The organism is Hymenobacter jejuensis (genome assembly GCF_006337165.1).
In the GTDB taxonomy this organism is placed as follows: domain Bacteria; phylum Bacteroidota; class Bacteroidia; order Cytophagales; family Hymenobacteraceae; genus Hymenobacter; species Hymenobacter jejuensis.
In genome coordinates, this window is sequence record NZ_CP040896.1 from 3,364,533 (window position 1) to 3,380,217 (window position 15,685).

The 15,685-nt window shown below is 55.8% G+C and carries 14 protein-coding genes; 5 read left to right on the plus strand and 9 right to left on the minus strand.

Annotated features, from left to right (window positions below; translation table 11 throughout):
• The 8 genes from FHG12_RS13985 to FHG12_RS14020 form a co-directional block, all read right to left on the minus strand.
• On the minus strand, window positions 1-1,305 hold the full coding sequence (locus FHG12_RS13985) for a serine hydrolase domain-containing protein (protein ID WP_139516317.1): 1,305 nt from the start codon (window positions 1,303-1,305) through the stop codon (window positions 1-3).
• An 80-nt stretch (window positions 1,306-1,385) separates the two neighbouring features.
• Entirely contained in the window at window positions 1,386-2,084 is a 699-nt protein-coding gene (locus FHG12_RS13990; protein ID WP_139516318.1) for a CoA transferase subunit A, read from the minus strand.
• A 292-nt stretch (window positions 2,085-2,376) separates the two neighbouring features.
• Complete coding sequence (locus FHG12_RS13995; protein WP_139516319.1) at window positions 2,377-3,330, minus strand: bifunctional riboflavin kinase/FAD synthetase; 954 nt, start codon at window positions 3,328-3,330, stop codon at window positions 2,377-2,379.
• The gene (gene truB, locus FHG12_RS14000; RefSeq protein WP_139516320.1) at window positions 3,314-4,132 is read right to left on the minus strand and encodes a tRNA pseudouridine(55) synthase TruB; all 819 of its coding nucleotides are present in this window, start codon (window positions 4,130-4,132) and stop codon (window positions 3,314-3,316) included. Before truB ends, FHG12_RS13995 begins: the two co-directional genes overlap by 17 nt.
• On the minus strand, window positions 4,129-4,917 hold the full coding sequence (locus FHG12_RS14005) for an undecaprenyl-diphosphate phosphatase (RefSeq protein ID WP_139516321.1): 789 nt from the start codon (window positions 4,915-4,917) through the stop codon (window positions 4,129-4,131). The genes truB and FHG12_RS14005 overlap by 4 nt, the downstream gene beginning before the upstream one ends.
• Complete coding sequence (locus tag FHG12_RS14010; protein ID WP_139516322.1) at window positions 4,918-5,232, minus strand: DUF3098 domain-containing protein; 315 nt, start codon at window positions 5,230-5,232, stop codon at window positions 4,918-4,920.
• 78 nt (window positions 5,233-5,310) lie between these two features.
• Window positions 5,311-6,204, minus strand: a complete 894-nt coding sequence (locus FHG12_RS14015; RefSeq protein WP_139516323.1) for a cell division protein FtsX — start codon at window positions 6,202-6,204, stop codon at window positions 5,311-5,313.
• A gap of 84 nt (window positions 6,205-6,288) precedes the next feature.
• Window positions 6,289-10,869, minus strand: coding sequence for a translocation/assembly module TamB domain-containing protein (locus FHG12_RS14020; RefSeq protein WP_139516324.1), 4,581 nt, complete (start codon window positions 10,867-10,869; stop codon window positions 6,289-6,291).
• Between the two features lie 258 nt (window positions 10,870-11,127).
• Here FHG12_RS14020 and tsaD point away from each other — a divergent pair, with 258 nt between their 5' ends.
• From tsaD to FHG12_RS14045, 5 genes are all read left to right on the plus strand, one after another.
• Window positions 11,128-12,138 (plus strand): tRNA (adenosine(37)-N6)-threonylcarbamoyltransferase complex transferase subunit TsaD, encoded by a 1,011-nt coding sequence (gene tsaD / locus FHG12_RS14025; protein WP_139516325.1) that lies wholly within the window; start codon window positions 11,128-11,130, stop codon window positions 12,136-12,138.
• A gap of 12 nt (window positions 12,139-12,150) precedes the next feature.
• Window positions 12,151-12,582 (plus strand): thioesterase family protein, encoded by a 432-nt coding sequence (locus tag FHG12_RS14030; protein ID WP_139516326.1) that lies wholly within the window; start codon window positions 12,151-12,153, stop codon window positions 12,580-12,582.
• A gap of 8 nt (window positions 12,583-12,590) precedes the next feature.
• Window positions 12,591-13,064: an SsrA-binding protein SmpB gene (gene smpB / locus FHG12_RS14035; RefSeq protein WP_139516327.1), complete on the plus strand. Its 474-nt coding sequence runs from the start codon at window positions 12,591-12,593 to the stop codon at window positions 13,062-13,064.
• 75 nt (window positions 13,065-13,139) lie between these two features.
• On the plus strand, window positions 13,140-13,928 hold the full coding sequence (locus FHG12_RS14040; RefSeq protein WP_230471127.1) for a C40 family peptidase: 789 nt from the start codon (window positions 13,140-13,142) through the stop codon (window positions 13,926-13,928).
• A gap of 120 nt (window positions 13,929-14,048) precedes the next feature.
• Window positions 14,049-14,543 carry an HNH endonuclease gene (locus FHG12_RS14045; protein ID WP_139516328.1) on the plus strand — a complete coding sequence of 165 codons (495 nt, stop codon included), beginning with the start codon at window positions 14,049-14,051 and terminating at the stop codon, window positions 14,541-14,543.
• 130 nt (window positions 14,544-14,673) lie between these two features.
• Here the strand turns inward: FHG12_RS14045 and FHG12_RS14050 are convergent, their stop codons facing one another.
• The gene (locus tag FHG12_RS14050) at window positions 14,674-15,531 is read right to left on the minus strand and encodes an alpha/beta fold hydrolase (protein WP_139516329.1); all 858 of its coding nucleotides are present in this window, start codon (window positions 15,529-15,531) and stop codon (window positions 14,674-14,676) included.
• Window positions 15,532-15,685: the final 154 nt, after the last annotated feature.

The following is a 15,685-nucleotide window of genomic DNA, read 5'->3' on the forward strand; positions in this document are numbered from 1 at the left end:
TTATTTAACCAAGACAGCTTTCGATTCGATGACCGTCTGGCGCACCAGCATCTTGTATTTGTCGGCCAGGTCGCCATAGCTGTTGGGGTATTTCTGGGTGTAGAGGAGCGCCACGATTTTCTCCTTCGGGTCGACCCAATACGTAGTGCCGAAGATGCCGCCCCACTCAAAGCTGCCTTCCGAAAGGCCCGACTTGGCCGCACCCTGCGGCGTGACGATGCTGAAACCCAACCCAAACTTATTCAGGCCTTGGTTCACGTCGCCAATCTGGTTTTGCGTCATCAAACGCACCGTAGCTGGTTTGAGCAAACGCCGGCCTTTGTACTGGCCTTCGTTAAGCATCATTTGCAGAAAAATGGCATAGTCGTCGATGGTGGAGGACAGGCCCGCGCCGCCCGAGAAATAGGTGCCGGCCTCCTTGGGGTAATCCGGGATCATGCCATCACGCGGCCCCGTCTTGATGGTATTCTTAGCGGCATCTTGCGTGTAAAGCGCCGCCAGACGGGGCTGCTTATTGGCGGGCAGGTAGAAGTAGGTGTCACGCATGGCCAGCGGTTCGAACAAGCGCGTGCGCAAAAACTGGTCGAGTGGCTGGCCGGAGAGCACCTCGATCAGGTAGCCCAGCACATCTACGCTCAGGCCGTACGTAAAGCGTTCGCCCGGCTGGTGCATCAGCGGCAACGGGCCCAGCGCGTTCATGCGGGTCGCCAGCTTGTCGTTTGGCGTGCCAATGCCGCTGGGAATGTGCGCCTTCGCATAAATCGCTTTTGCTTCTTTGCTGCCAATAACCGGGTAGCTGATGCCCGACGTGTGCGTGAGCAGCTGGCGAATGGTGATTTCGCTGCGGGCCGGAACAGTAGTGTAAGTAGAATCCTGCTCGTTGAATGTAGCCAGCACTTTCGGGTTGCGGAAAGCCGGCAGATACTTCGAAATAGGATCGTCGAGCTGAAACTTGCCTTCATCGTAAAGCATCATCACGCCTGCGCTGGTGATGGCTTTCGTCTGAGAAGCTATGCGCACGATGGCATCGGCTTGGAGGGGCGTTTTGGCGTTTACATCGTTCAGCCCAAAGGCTTTACGATAAATAACGTGACCATCGCGCATGATCAGAGCAATGGCGCCGGGTACCCGATTGGCCTCGGTGTACTCGCGTAGCAGCTGGTCGATGGCAGGTAAGGAGGCCTGGGCGGAAGCCGAGGGTTTAGCCTTGGCAGCGGGCCGGGTGGCGACCGGAGCCGCTGTTTGCGCGCTGGTGGTATAGCCGCTGAACAGGAGCAGCAACGCAAGAATCATAGCCTTTCTCATAGGAATAAAAACTTAGGTTTTAGAGCCAAGCAAAGGGCTCTATCACTTGCTGTACTTGATGCTTGTCGGATGCCGATGCGCTATTTCTGCCGCACAGTGCGCTGCTCAATGCGCTTCTCGTAGTTTTTGCCTTCAAAAATGCGCTGCACGAAAATACCCGGCGTATGAATCTGGTTGGGGTCGAGCTCGCCGGCGGGCACCAATTCTTCTACTTCCGCAACCGTAATTTTGCCCGCAGTAGCCATCATGGGGTTGAAGTTGCGTGCCGTGCCTTTGTAGATCAGGTTACCGGCTGTGTCGCCTTTCCACGCTTTCACAAACGCATAATCGGCCCGCAGCCACGTCTCCATCAGGTACATTTTGCTGTTAAACTCGCGGCTTTCCTTGCCTTCGCCTACCTCGGTGCCGTAGCCGGCGGGCGTAAAAAAGGCCGGAATGCCAGCGCCACCGGCCCGAATGCGCTCGGCCAGCGTACCCTGCGGAATCAATTCGACTTCCAGCTCGCCGGAAAGTAGCTGGCGCTCAAACTCAGCATTTTCGCCCACGTACGACGAAATCATCTTGCGCACCTGCCGCTTCTGGAGCAATAGTCCAATGCCAAAATCGTCGACGCCGGCATTGTTGGAAATGCAGGTCAGGTCGCGCACACCGAGGCGCAGCAGCTCCTGAATGCTGTTTTCGGGAATGCCGCACAGGCCGAAACCGCCGAGCATAAGGGTCATGCCATCGGTGATGCCTTGCAGGGCTGCCTGGGCATTAGCTACAACTTTATTGATCATGGAGAGGAAAAGTGGGTGGGAAAATCAGGAAATAGGGGCTAGTGGAAGCGGCGCATAAAGGAATGATAAAAATTCATCCATTTTCTGAAATCCCTGAAGGCTGCCTTTGAAAATGGGTAAATCATTGATTGCCCAAATGTTACAAAAGTTCTGTGCAGTCCATCATCTCAAATGGTTTGGGTGAAATAAGTGATTAGATAAATAGTTGATTATAAGGCTTTTAAAAAAAGGCTTGACTGAATACAGCCAAGCCTTTAATAGCTTAAGTCAAAAAGTAGCTGATGCTTGGCCTTCAGCCGCCGATTAAGTGGTTACGGGCGGCCTCAGCATCGAGAAACAATTGCGCCTTAAGCGCATCTAAGCCGGAGAATTTTTGCTCGTCGCGAAGGCGTGCAACGAACTTAACGGTGAGTAGTTGGTCGTAGAGGTCGCCATCAAAATCGAGCAGGTGGGCCTCAACCGTTTGAGCCAGATTGCCGCCTACCGTAGGCCGCACGCCGATATTGAGCATGGCCGGGTGAACAGTGACCGCAGCGGTAGTGGCCATCACAGCGTACACGCCGCGGGCTGGCACCAACTTTAGCGGCTCTTCGCAGTGCATATTGGCCGTTGGGAAGCCGATGGTGCGGCCCAGTTGTTGGCCGCGCACGACGGTGCCGGTGAAGGTGTAATCGTAGCCGAGGTAGCGATTGGCCGTGCTGACGTCGCCATTTTCGAGGGCGCGACGAATACGGGTGCTGCTAACAGCCACGGCGTCAATATCTTCACGCGAGATTTCTTCTACCTCAAAGCCGTAGCGACCGGCATTTTGTTGCAGGTACTCAAAGCCACCTTCGCGATTTTTGCCGAAACGATGGTCGTAGCCAATTACCAGCTTGCGCGTACCTACCGTATCGACCAGCAATTGCTGAATGTACTGTTCCGAAGTCAACTCGGAGAATTCGCGCGTGAAAGGTACGATCAGGAGGTAGTCAACCCCGAAGTCAGCTAGCCTTTCAATGCGCTCCTCTAAGGTGCTAAGCAAATGTAAATCAAGAGGTTGTGGATGCGCTACGGGTGGTGCCAACACTAACCGCGGGTGGGGCCAATACGTAATGACGACCGAAGGCCCATTGCTAAGCTGCGCTTCTTCCAGCAACCGGCTCAAGATTTTCTGGTGACCCACGTGCACGCCATCGAACGTGCCGCTGGTAACAACGGCATTGGTCAGATGCGGAAATTGCGCCGGGTCACGAACGACTTGCATCGGGAGAAGCTTCGGAAGAAGGAGTATCGGGAGAAGGAGCTACGTACGCCTGAATACGGCGCCTGGGGGGCCGACGGTTGGCGTTTTCGCGCGGCGCGCCGGATGTATTTTCCGAGCCTTCCGGCCGGGGCGGCCGCATGGCTTCGATGGCTTCCATCGTCAGGGCATCGGCCACACGATACTCGCCGATGCGCGTGCGGGTGAGCTGGGCAAGGTGGGCTCCACAGCCCAAAAGCTGGCCAAAATCGCGGGCGAGGCTCCGGATGTACGTCCCTTTCGAGCAAACCACGCGAAAATCCACTTCCGGCAGCGCAACGCGCGTAAGCTCGAACGTCTTGATTTCGACTTGTTTGGATTTGATTTCGGCCGAGTCGCCGCGGCGGGCTACTTCGTAAGCGCGTTCGCCGTTGATTTTCACCGCGGAATACAGCGGCGGCGTCTGCTGAATGAAACCCACGAAGCTTTCAGCTGCGGCTTCCAGCGCTTCCAGCGTGATGTGCTCATACGGAAGCTCTTGATCTACTGGCGTTTCCAGATCGAAAGAAGGCGTGGTCTGGCCGAGACGAAACGTGCCGGTATATTCTTTTTCCTGCGCCTGAATCTCGTCGATGCGCTTGGTCATTTTGCCGGTGCACAGAATGAGCAGGCCCGTCGCTAGCGGGTCGAGGGTGCCGGCATGGCCGATTTTCTTGATGCGCAGCGTGTTCTTGACCTTCCGGACGACGTCGAAGGAAGTCCAAGTAAGAGGCTTGTCGAGGAGCAGGATCTCGCCCGATTCAAAATCAAACGGGCCGTGGCTCATATGAGGTGCAGGTTCACGCCCAGCGAAATCATGATCAAGATCGTGACTCCGAGGATGATACGATAAAACCCGAAGGCACGAAAGCCAAAGCGGGAAACAAAATTTACAAACGACTTCACAGCCAGCATCGCCACGAGAAAGGCGATCACGTTGCCGAACAGCAAAAGCTTCAAATCGCCGGGTTGCGGCCCGGTTACTTTGTACACTTTGTACAATTGGTAGCCTGTGATCACGACCATGGTGGGCACAGCCAGCAAAAATGAGAAATCGGCCGCCGAACGCCGGTCGAAACCTTGGGCCAAGCCACCGACGATGGTAGCCGCCGAACGCGAAACGCCGGGTACCAGCGCCAAACACTGAAACAACCCAATTTTGAAGGCTTTGCTGAGACTCGGCGTGGTGACTTCCTTGCGCGGACCACTGAACCAATTGTCGACAAAAAGCAGCACGATGCCGCCCACAACCAGCGAAATCGAAACGACTGTCACGCTCTTCAGTAGCTCCTCGATCACGTCCTTCAGCAAAAAACCGAGGATGCCAAACGGCAAAAAAGCCACCGCCAGCTTTACGTAAAAGTCGAAGCTCTGCAAAAAGCGCCGCCAGTAAAGCGCCACCACCGACAGGATAGCGCCAAGCTGAATGGACGTGATGTAGGTTTCGGTAAAAGGTAACTGCCCGATACCGAGCAGGTTAGCCAGAATAATCATGTGTCCGGTGCTGGAAACCGGTAGGAATTCCGTCAGCCCTTCCACGATGGCCAACAGCAGCGCGTGCCAATAACTCATCTAGGGGCGTTTGTAGGTAGGGCGCGCCGGCGCTGTCACGGGAGTGGCAGTTGTGGTGGCCGTTTCGGTGCGGGTAGCGGTGTCGGTAGCGGGCTGGGGTACAGAGCCGGGCCGCGTCATGATGGCCCAAAACTCAATTCCGAAGCCGATAATCAGCAAAATTGGGCCGAGCGTAATACCCAGAAATCCTTCGCCGTAGTCGCTCGAATCGAGCGTCATGGTGATGAAGCCCGCGGCCAAAATAGCCAGTCCTACAAACATCAACTGGTAGTTGCGCCGGCCAAAGGCGAAGCGCGGAGTTTGCTTTTGTTCCATTACGGTTTTTATTCTTCTAAAAGGTTGTTACATAACTAGTTAACTATAAATTAGTTATGTAAGGTGCTTTTTCGTGTTCTAATACAGATCGTCCAGAGACATGCCCAAATACTTACGCACGGCCCGGTACGAGCTCAGAAATCCGATGCCGCAGCCCAGCACAATCATCACGAGCATCAGGCCGCCGATAAGCCGGTCGTCGCGAAGCAAGCGCAACTCATCTACTTGGAGGTAAGCGTATTGCAACAAGGCCAACAGCAGCAGCGCTGCCAGCGCGCCGCTCACGAAACCTTGCCATGTAGCCCGTCGCAGAAACGGCCGCTGGATGAAAAGCGAAGTCGCGCCGACCAACTGCATGCTGCGAATCAGGAAGCGTTGCGAGAACAACGCCAACTTGATGGTATTGTTGATCAGGACCACGACCACGAACGTGAGCACCACGGCAAACCCAAGCAGCACCAAGCTGATGCGGCGCAGGTTCTGGTTGATTTGCGTGATCAGGCTTTCTACGTATTGCACCTCAAACACGCCCGGCTCCGCGCTGATTTCCTGCCGAATGCGGGGCAAGCTTACCGAATCGGCGTATTCCGCGTTGATTTTGAGCAGATACGCGTCGCGTAGCGGGTTGTCGCCCAGAAACTGCTGAAACTCTTCGCCGGTCTGATCAACAAACTGCTTGGCGCCTTCTTCCTTCGACAGAAAACGGACTTGCGGCTGGTTGTCTTTGTAGGCGATGTAGGGCTTGTGGGCAAAATCCTGTTGCAGGCGCAGCAACTGCGTTTCGGGCAGGTTACGCTCCAGATACACCTGCATTTCAATGTTCTCCTTCACTAGGTTGGAGAGTTTGTGCGCATGAATCAGCAGGAGTCCGAATAGCCCAATGATCAGCAACGCCAGCGTAATGCTGAACACCACCATGGTGTGCGGGTAGCTGCCAAGTTTTTTCTTACGGGTGGGGCGGGCTTGAGCCATGCGGGCAAAGGTACTACTGGAAATGAAGAAAGCGGAACGAAGAAAGCGGGATGCGAAGTGCGAAATCTGATTCTTGGTCTTCTGTTATAACGAAGTTCGGGGGTCGTCGTCGATGTTCAAGACTTCGCGGGCCCGCCGGGCGTTGGCGTCGCGGCGGCGCAGGTGCTTACGCGCAAACAGCTCCCGGAACGAGTCAAACTGCTCGGTGTGCACCAAGCTGATGCCCGCGCGAGCCTGGTTGGCGTAGGTAGAAGAAGGGTCGGTGGAATTGAGGTTGAAATCGCGCGGCGTGGTCTCGTAACGCAACCGCGCCCGAAACTTGCCATCCGGCCGCAGGTAGTATTCGAGGCTCAAGTCGCCCAAAAGGGAGGTTTGGGTATTAACCGACCCGGTTGTAGCGGAGCCGGTGCTGTTGCTAAAGCCGCCTTCCCGCGTCACGCGCAGCCGTCCGTTGAGGAAGCTGTAGCTCAGCCGCACCTGCAAAGCCTGCAAATCTTCCGCCGTCAAGCCGTTGAAATTGAAGGAGATCTCCAAGTTGGGGTCGATCTGCGACGTGAGCAGGCCCAACTGCGTTGAGATGATCTGGCCCAGGCTGTTGCCAAACGCGTTGTCGCGCCCACTCAAGGACGTAATCGAAGACAACGAGCCGACTTGCGTTAATTGTTTAAATACAATCAGGCTAAATACCTGACGGTTAAGCTCTTGCTCGTCGTTGCGGATAGCCGAAAAGAACGAGGCTAAATCACCTTCGAGCGACGAAGGAATGTCGTTGAACTCCAGATTGAGCTTAATCAGCGGCAGCAGCAGCGGTCCCGTCAGGTTCATAACCGCCGTTACGGGTACCACCGACGAGTTGGTGCCTTGCGTAACCGGCGCCAACGACGTGCGTTGCGTGTAAGCGGCGGTCACGTTCATTTCGCCTTGCAGCGGGTCGCCGTTCCAATTGATGGTGCCACCGGGCCGCACCACAAACTCTTTATTTACAAGGCCTTGCAACGTGAAGTTATAAGCGCCCCGCACGATTTCCACCTGCCCGTACATGTTAAAGTCGCCGCGGGTGTCGATGTTGAGGCGCAGTTGCCCGTTTGCCGTGCCCCGGATGATGTCGCCGGTGCTTTCGTCGAGCAGAATCTCCACGTAGGCGTCAGGGGTCACTTCTAGGTTCATGTTCAGGCGAATGCCCGACAGCTCTACCTTGCCCTCGGCCGCCGTCGGGATCTGTACTGTGGTTGTGGTATCGGCAATATTGCGGTTGACAAAGCGTATATAATTGGCCTTTTGAGCCTTAGCGGCATTGTCAAGCGGCAGCGACAACCGCGTGCCAGGGTCGCTGCGGGCTGTTACGCGCACGACCAAGTTGTTGGTTGGACCGCGCACTTCGGCCGTGCCGGTCGCGTACGCCGTACCGAAATACAGGTCGTTGTCTTTGCGAGTGGTGCTGAGCACCTGTAGCTTCCGGAATGTGCCCTTCAAATCGAGGCGCATATCGTGAAAACCCTGGTGAAATATATTGCCGTCAATGACGCCCGAATTACCCAGCGGGTCCGATAACTTGATGTTATTCAGTGCAATACGGTCTTCGGTAAAGCGAATGCGGTCGGCAAAGGAATAGGTCGTGCCCAGGTAAATAAATGTGAGCTTGCCATCCGTCACGTCAATATTGCCGACGAGGTTGGGAGCGGCCAACCGCCCCGTCAGCCGGATGGTACCGACGGCCGTTCCGCTCATGTCGCGGAACAAGGTATTGAGCAGAGGCTCAGCCAGTTTCACGGGGGCGCTGCTTAGTACGCCGGTCAGGTTAAGTTGCTGTTGCTCTTCGCGCGGCGCGTATGTGCCGCTTACCGTCACGACGCGCTGCTTATCGCGCTCCACATCCAGGTTTACGGCCAGACGACTGTTGGTATTGTCCCAATCGCCGCGGCCTACCACGTTGCCTATCAATACGTTGCCAAATTCCAGCGAATCAACGTTGAGCGTGCTATTGATTACCAGCGGCCCGTACACTCCGCTGATGGTGCCTTGTGCATTGGCCCGGCCCGTGATCTGTTGGGTAGTAAGTGAGCTTAGCGTTTCTAGCTCCAGATCTTTCACGTTGAGCTTCAGGACTTTGCTAGGATTAGTAGAGATAAAGCCTTGAGCACTAACGCTTTGTGCGCCATTGGAGAGCGTTAGGTTTTTGATGTCAAACTCCCGGCCCGCGCCCGAAATAATGACGGAGTTATCCGGGGCAATGGTCCAATCGCGGCCCAGTAGGTTTACGCCCGACTGCCGCAGTACCACCTGCACCGCGTTGGGCAGAAACCCAAGCGAGCCGTTGATGGCGGCCCGGTTGGTGGTGCCAGTTTGGGCAAGCGCCGTGGAAAAATTGATCTTTTCCTGATCCCACACGCCTTCCACGTAAAACTTCTCGGTTTTGCCGAGACCCGGCAGCAATTGCCGCTCCGAAGTAATGTTGGCCTGCGCCAGTACTTCCGGTTTGTAAGGCAGCTTGGAGGTATTGAATTCAAAATCAGTATTTAACACCCGGACGCTGTCGAACCGGATGCCGTCGAAGTGCCCGCCGAGCGAGAAGATGGACGTCTGGCCGTTGCGGAACGAGCCGTCGATATGCGAGAAATCGGAAACGGTTAGCTGAGGAATGAACAGCTGCAACACGGGGTTGGCCTGTTTCAAATACAGGTTCAGATCGATGTTATACTCAGAGATCGGTCCTTGCCGCTTCCGCTGGTAATAGCTAGCGATGGCCGCGTCGTTGCTGGCAAAATTAAGCTCGTACTCGTGCAGCAACGTCTGCACGTCCCGAATGACGGTGGTAAAGTTGAAATTGCCGGCGGCCGTAAGGTTCAGCACTTCCGAGCGCACGGTCAGGCTGCGTTGCCCACGGGCATTCACGCTCACCACGTCGAAGGTGTCGATGGGCACCATTTTGCCGGCGTAACCAACCTTCGAATTGCGGAGCGAGATGCGGCCCACCAAGTCATCGAGGCGCAGACCCTGAAAACGCACATCGGCCGTGGTGGCCACCGTGACGCTCTGCTTCGTAAGCCCAAGCGCCCGCAAATCGGCCTGTTGCACCTTGGCCCGCACGTCGAAAGCCTGGCGGCCTTTGGCCAGGTCGATGCTGCCGTCGGCGTGTAGTTTGAGGTTGGGGTCGTTGACGTTGAGGTGGCCGGCGAACGACTGGCGGCTGAACTTGCCGTCGGTGTTGATGTTGCGGAAGCGGTAGCCGTTGAGCCAGATACTTTGCACATCTGCTTTGGCTTGTAGCTGAGCACCTTGCGGCGTAAAGCCCACGCCCTGTACCCGGCCGTTCATGGTGATGTCGCGGATGGTGCTTTCATCGCCGAGCAATTTGCCGAGCTGGAACGCGGTAGTCTTGACCTCGCCCTCATAGGAAGAATACCGCGGATCAGTTTTGAACTTGAGGTTGACGTCCGATACCACATCGCCGAGCGCGGTGTGGAACGAGCCATTGGCCACAAAGTCGTTGTAGAAACCTACAAACTGCCCCTGCAACCGCACCGTGCCGAGGCGCTGCACGTAAGGCCAACCACTTTTAGGAATGTAGCGCCGAATGTCGCGGCCATCAATCACGGAGGGCTGCAAGCGCATTTCCACGAGGCTTTCCTTGAAATTAGGCAGGCCTTCGACATGGATGTTGCCGACCACGTGCGTGTTCTGCCCGTAGCGCACGTCGAGGTTTTTGGTGGCGAAATCGCGCACATATCCTTTAGCCTGCCCCGAAATCAGGACCGTTTCGTTCCACTCCTCTACCTGCGGCGCAAACTTGGCGATGTCGTCGGAATAAACCCGGGAGGGATTCAGCCGGGCCGTCACCTTCACGGAGTCGTTAAACGACGTAAATGCTAAAAAACGCTGATAGTCAAAGCGTAAGTAATCGCTTAATTGACTGTTCAATACGCGCAGATTCAGCCCCGAAAACTCCCAGAACTTGGGACTGTACGTCATGTCGGCGGTAAGCTCCCGCAGGCGTGTTTGCGAAGGTGTATCCACCGCCCGCAAGCCTTGTACGAGCGCGTGAATGGTGTCGCCTTTAAACCACAGCTGCGAGGCATCAGCGTAGATGCTGTCGATGCGCATGTGGGCATAGTCCATGGCCTTGCCGTAGGTAGCGGCCCGCTTCACATTTTGCCGATCCAGCACAAACCGCCCGTTGCGAAGTCCGATGGCCGAAATCTTAAAATCGAAAGGCTTGGAAACTTTGGTGGTGTCGGAAGGCCCGATCAGCCGTTTTACGGAAGCTAGGAATTCAGAAAGGTTCGTTGAGTCAGGTGTGCCCTCGTAGGTCACCAGGTCAAAGCGGGGTTCGTCGAGCGTGAGCTTGCCTACGTGGAGGTGGCTCGGGTCGAAGACCGAAAACATCTGAATATCGGCGTCGGCCCGGCCAATGTTGAAGAGCTCGTTGCCGCGCCGGTCAAGCACGCGTACGCCCTCGAGCAGCACATGCGAAAACGGCCGCACATCCACCCGCCCGATCAATACTTTGTGGCCCAGCTTCTCGGTGAGGATGCGCGCCGCCCGTTGCGCGATTTGCGTCTGCACGCTCGGCACCCGCAGGGCTATCAGCACGCCGCCTACCGCCAGCGCCAGCAACAGCACCAGAGCCAGGAGAAACTTAAGCGTGATGGATAGAAAACGGGGCACGAGGAGTTTATATAAAAAGCGGCTACTCTACGAAGATGCTGCTTTTTGCTCAACCGCTGCCTGAAACCGGCAACAGAAAAGCAACTGCACAGCAAACGCAGACGGACAGGACACGGTTGGGATAAAAATACTCGCCAGCAGATCAGACAACCCGACTGGCCAGAGGTTTACTATTTTAACGACCTTTGTCTTGGTTTCTGGTGCCACAAGCCTAAAAAATACCGAGTAGCACCGATCAGTGATTTCCTCTACTTATATATGCATACTCCTGTCATTCTGGCAATTGAGTCTTCGTGCGATGATACGTCGGCGGCGGTGATGGCCGGCGGCGAAATTCTGGCCAACGTAGTAGCTACCCAGCAAGTGCACGAACAATACGGTGGGGTAGTGCCGGAGTTGGCCTCGCGGGCTCACCAGCAGCACCTTATCCCGGTAGTGCAGGAAGCGCTTCGCCGGGCGAAGGTACAGAAATCCGACCTCGACGCTATTGCTTTTACGCAAGGGCCGGGCCTATTGGGCTCGTTGTTGGTGGGCGGCATGTTTGCCAAAACGTTTGCTTTGGCGTTGGGCAAGCCCCTGATTGCGGTCAATCACATGCGAGCGCACATTCTGGCTCATTTCATTCGCGACCCCAAGCCTGCGTTTCCGTTTCTGTGCCTGACGGTGAGCGGTGGCCACACCCAACTCGTTATCGTGCGCAGTGCCTTGGACATGCAGATCATCGGCCAAACCATCGACGACGCTGCCGGCGAAGCCTTCGACAAAACTGCCAAGCTGCTCGGCTTGCCGTATCCCGGTGGTCCGCACCTCGACCGGCAGGCGCGCCAAGGCAACTCGACGCGGTTTCCGTTTCCGGTGGGTGCGATGCCAGGCTACGATTTTTCCTTTAGCGGCCTGAAGACCTCAGTGCTGTATTTCTTGCGCCAGCAAAGTGCTGCTGATCAAGATTTTATCAAGAATAATCTGGCGGATTTGTGTGCCAGTATTCAATACACGATCATCCAAACGTTGCTGCGCCAGCTCCAGCGCGCCGCCGCTGATCATGGCCTGACGCAGGTTGCTTTGGCCGGCGGAGTAGCGGCTAATTCGGGTTTGCGCGAGGCATTGCAAAATCTGGCGGCAGAAAAAGGCTGGCAGGTATTCATTCCTGACTTCGAATTTTGCACCGATAATGCGGCTATGGTCGCCATGGCGGGCCATTTTCAGTACGAAGTCGGCGATTTTGCCACGCAGTTCGTAAGCCCAGATCCGCGCCTGAAACTGACGTAGCTTTCCCTTTCGATGAAGAATCCTTTCCAGCCCGGCGCCGTCAAAACGTACACGCACGTAGTAACGCCGGCTGATTTTGCCGTGCTCGACGGCCGCACGATCCATGAGCTATACAGCACCTTTGCGCTGGGCCGCGACATGGAGTGGACGAGCCGGCAATTCGTGGAGGAAATGCTGGAAGCCGGGGAGGCAGGCATCGGCACAATGGTGCACATCGACCACATAGCCCCCGCTTTTGAAGGCGAAACCGTCGCGTTTTGCGCTACTTTCGAGGCGTTGGAAGGCCGGGAGCTTACCTGCACGCTGGAAGCGCGCGTCGGCCCGCGACTCGTTGCTACGGGTCGTACGGGCCAGCGCATTACTTCGGAAGAAAAGTTGGCTGGCCGTTTTGCCGCGCTTCGTAGTGTTGATGTGCCTGTTGATAAACAATTGATTAGTAAGTAGTTATAACAATGGCTAAAGAAAAAGATTCTACGCCTAAACGCGTCAACATCGTCAACCGCCGAGCTAGCCACGAATATTCTTTTCTGGCGAAGTACGATGCAGGAATGATGCTGCAAGGCACGGAAATAAAAAGCATCCGCGACGGCAACGTGAACATGCAGGACGGCTTTTGCACGTTTCACCCCGACGGTAGCCTGTGGGTGCACAATCTCAGCATCGCGCAATACACGCAAGGCACTTACAACAACCACGAGCCCAAGCGCGAGCGCAAGCTCTTGCTCAACAAGAAAGAGCTGCGTCAGCTGGAGGGCAAAATGCAGGAGCAGGGCGTGACCATCGTGCCCATTCGTATGTTCGTGAACGACAGGGGCTTTGCTAAACTGGAAATCGCGTTGGCGAAAGGCAAGAAGCTCTACGACAAGCGCGAAGACATCAAGGCCAAAGACCAGAAGCGCGAAATGGACCGCGCCCGGGAATATTAGAGCCAGCAGCTACGCTTCCGCAACGAAGAAATCCCCAACTTTGCTCATTCTTTTTCCTCTACTCTAGTACTTCCTTTGGAACACGGAATCTGCGCGTTGAGCGTCGTGCCGGTGCGCGCCGAGCCTACGGACAAGGCCGAAATTGTTACCCAACTCATTTTTGGCGATTGCTACACCATTTTGCTTACGCAGGGCAACTGGCGCCAAGTCTGCATTGCGGCCGATCAGTACATCGGCTGGATTGACTTTAAGCAGCATTTGCCCGTTACGGCCGACTATTTCGCGGCGTGGCAAGCCCAGGACCACCCGCGCACGCTGGATATCGTGCAGATGGTGAGCGACACGAGTACGCGCATCCCGGTTTCGTTGGGCAGTCGTTTGCCTTTTTTCGATGGGATGACGTTGCGGTTGGGCGAGCAGCAATTGTTTTACAACGGCGCGGCCACCAACCCCACCAACGGGTCGGCGGAGCGCCGCGCGGCGTTGCTCGTGAAAATGGGGCAAATGTTTCTGAAATCGCCGTACCTGTGGGGCGGTAAAACGCTGTTTGGCATCGACTGCTCGGGCCTGATGCAGCAACTCTACGGCCTGATCGGGGTGCAACTCCCACGCGATGCCCGCCAGCAGATTGACCACGGCCGGCCGGTGCATTTTGTGTCGCAGACGCAGCCGGGTGATCTGGCCTTTTTCGACAATGCCGAGGGCAACATCGTGCACGTGGGCATGCTGATCGAAGACCAGCAGATTCTGCATGCCAGCGGTGAGGTACGTATCGACCCGCTCGACCACAACGGCATCTTCAACCGCAGCCGCCAGAAATACTCCCACAAACTGCGCCTGATCAAGCGAATTTTGCCCGATTAACCGGCCTGTACGCCGCGCCAAAAACGCTGCTGACGAAAGGAAACTTAACGTCTCAGGTGTTGTTAATGCGCTTAGAATCATCTAGCTTTCGCTGTACCCGATGATTCGAACCACGAGCGTATGGACCAAAAAGTTCTTGTATTGAACGGCGACTACACCGCGATTACGCTGTGCAGTGTGCAAAAGGCCTTCGTGCTGCTTTTTCTCGACAAAGCCGAGATGATAGCCAAGTCCGATCATGGTGCGCTGCGCACCATCAGCCATTCCTATCCTAAACCCAGTATTATCCGGTTGCAGCGCTACGTGCGCGTGCCATACAAGGGCATTGCCCTGAGCCGGCACAACGTGATGAAGCGCGATCATTTTGAGTGTCAATACTGCGGTTCTACCAAAAACCTGACCCTCGATCATGTGTTGCCGCGCTCGCGGGGCGGGGAGTCGTCGTGGAGCAATCTGCTGACGGCCTGTGCCCGTTGCAACCACGCTAAAGGCCATCGCACGCCCGAAGAAGCCGGGTTGGTCATTCGGCAAAAGCCCAAAAAACCAACCTTAGCAGGTTTTCTTAGGCTTAGTGCAGGCAGTATCGACCAGAATTGGCACGCATATCTGAATTGACTTGAAACCGGCATCTCGTGGCAGCCGGTTTTTTTGTGTCGAAACGCAAAACTGGCCGGCATTTCAACGCAGAAGGCCTGGCAAAATGCATTGCCAGGCCTTCTGTTGTAACATATTGACTATCAATTACTTATAAACCAGCTTGTGTGCTTGCTTTTCCGGCGAAGGCCAGCAAATCCTGCGACAAGCGGTCTTTGTCGGTGAAGAACAAGCCGTGCGGAGCGCCGCTGTACACAAGGTATTGTGCGTGAGGCAGATGCTTGGCCGTTTGGGCACCGCTGGCTTCAATGGGCACTGTTTGGTCGGCGTCGCCGTGCACGATGAGCGTAGGCACTTTGATCGTCGCCAGATCCTGACGGAAATCGGTGGTGGCAAACGAAACGGCGCAGTCGTAAGTGGCTTTGGGCGAAGCCAAAGACGTCACCGTCTGCGACCAGTCCAGCACCGCTTGGCTCACGGGGTGGCTGATCATGCTCACGTTGAAAAACTGCTTGCCGAAGCCGGACAAAAAGTCAAATCGGTCTTTCTGGATACCGGCCAGCATCTCATCGAACACTGACTTATCGACGCCGGTTGGGTTGTCGGAAGTTTTTAGCAAATAAGGCGGCACTGCGCTGATAAAGGCCACTTTCGAGACGCGCGCTCCGCCGTGGCGGCTCATGTAGCGGGCCACCTCACCGCCACCCATCGAAAACCCAACCAAGGTCACGTTTTGCAAATCCAGCGTGTCGAGCACGGCCTTCAAATCGTCGGCCAGCGTGTCGTAATCGTAGCTTTCCCAAGGCCGCGACGACTTGCCAAAGCCGCGCCGGTCGTAGGCAACTACGCGCAAACCGTGTTTGGGCAGTTCCATCATTTGATGTTCCCACATGGTATGGTCGAGGGGCCAGCCGTGTATCAGCACGACCGGTGCACCTTGGCCCCAGTCTTCATAAAAAAGGTTGATAGCGTTGCCGTTGGCATCTTGCCCAGCTTTGATGTAGCTCATAATCAGCGGATAAATGTGAAGAAAAACAATGTTGCTACATACGCCGGGCAAGCCCAGAAAGATTGTGCTGGGCCGTGCAAGCCAAGATGTTGCACATAAGGGCCGTGCAGTACGCAAAGGGCTAATAGTCAGCCTGCCTGCGCACCCGATGACG